Raw genomic sequence first — 1765 nt, 5'->3', positions numbered from 1 at the left:
GCTTTTTTAAGTGATGGGCTAGATCAGCCGCGCTTAGCTCCTCGTCGATCGTCTCGTTTAGGTGCGAGTCTAGCAGCTCTTTGGCTTCGTTTAATTGCTCGTTTTCTTCCATCATTTACTTCTTTTTGTCGCTTGACTCGGCGGTTTTGCCTTTTGATTTGGCCTTTTTATCGGCGGCGTCTTTTTGTTTTTTAGACTTATCTTTGCTGGCATTTACGTCTTTTTTCTTTTTGGCCTCGGTTTTGGTTTCTTTATTTGTTTTGTCCTTTTTTCTATCCGTCTGTTTTGTTTTGTCTTTGTTATTTTTAGCGGACGAATTTGACTCTGACTTTTTCGCCTCTTTGCTTGATTTTTTTGGCTCAGTTTTGCTTGTCGCCTTGTTTGCGGCTTTTGCGGAGGTCAAATTTGACTCCGCTTTTGCAGATTTTGCCGCGGCTAAATTTGCCGTTTCGTTTGCGTCCGTTTTGGTTCCAGAGGAGCTACCTTCGGCCGTTGGCTGCACGGTCAAATTTGACTCTGCTTTAGTTAAATTTGAGTCCGTCAAATTTGCATCGTCGCTGCCGCTTGCGAGCTCGCTCGTCAAATTTGCTTCGGTTTTGGTCGCATTGTCTTCCTTGCTGTCACCATTTGTCTCTTTTATCAAATTTATATCGGTTTTTAAAGCGCCGATGTTAGTTAAATTTTCCTCTGCCCTTTTCGTCTCCGTAGTTAAATTTAAATCTCCGCTAGAAAAGGTAGAATTTGCATCCGTCATCGTCAAATTTACGTCTGTTTTTGGCTCGGTTATAGGATGCTCCCAGTCCATCGCCGCATCAAATTTCTGCTCTTTTTCAGGGATTTCATCCTTGTTGGCATACTCTTTTATCTTGTTTTCAAACTGTTTTATATATTTTTGAAATTTAGCGCTTTCATTTAAGGCAAATACGCTTTTAGCTACCTTTATCTCGGTCTCCGGGTTTATAGCGTTACCGTTTTTATAAACGCCGAAATGCAGGTGCGAACCCGTACTCATGCCCGTGTTTCCTACATATGCGATGAGCTGACCTTGTTTGACCTTAACGCCGCTTTTTATACCTTTAGCAAAGCCGCTAGTGTGCGCATATAGCGTCTCGTAACCGCTAGTGTGGCCTAGTATCACTACCTTACCGTAGCCGCTTTTAGTACCAACGAATTTAACCGTACCCTCGCCTGCGGCCTTTATCGGAGTGCCCTTAGGAGCGCCGTAGTCCACGCCTAGATGGGCCTTATAACGCTTTAGTATCGGATGATAGCGCTTGGGCGTAAAAGGCGAGGTAATACGAGCGTTTGCGATCGGTCTAGTTAGCAAAAATTTATCGTTTTTCTTACCGCTTTTGTCGTAGTATTTGTTTTCGTATTTATAAACCGTGTATTTTTTGCCACTGATTTCAATCGTCGCCCAGTATATCTCAGGAGAGCCGAACGTGCGTCCGAGCCTCATCTTTTGCGTATACTCCATCGCGAGCCTGTCGCCTTTTTTTAGCTTCGTAACCTCTTTAGCGCCCACTTCGCTCCTCATAGCTAGATAAAATCCATGCGCTAGCGCCGCGCTACCGGTAGCCTCTAGTATATCTTGCGAAGGATTCGAGACGATCGGCATACTAAGTACGCGCCTATAAGTCTGATACGAAATCGATGAGAGCTGAAATTTAAATTTACCTTCGTCGTCTTTATAAATTTGCGCTTGAAGCTCTTCGTTTATGGGGATGAGAACTTGTTTTAATCCGCCACTTTCGTCCCTTAAAAT

1 protein-coding gene is annotated in these 1765 nt (G+C 43.8%); it reads right to left on the bottom strand.

The features are described from left to right. Window positions 1-115: 115 nt before the first annotated feature. On the bottom strand, window positions 116-1765 hold a 1650-nt coding region (locus Q0200_RS05355), incomplete at its 5' end, for a peptidoglycan DD-metalloendopeptidase family protein (RefSeq protein WP_297938687.1).

The organism is uncultured Campylobacter sp., from assembly GCF_938045225.1.
Taxonomy (GTDB): domain Bacteria; phylum Campylobacterota; class Campylobacteria; order Campylobacterales; family Campylobacteraceae; genus Campylobacter_A.
This window is presented reverse-complemented; position numbering and strand designations above follow the sequence as displayed.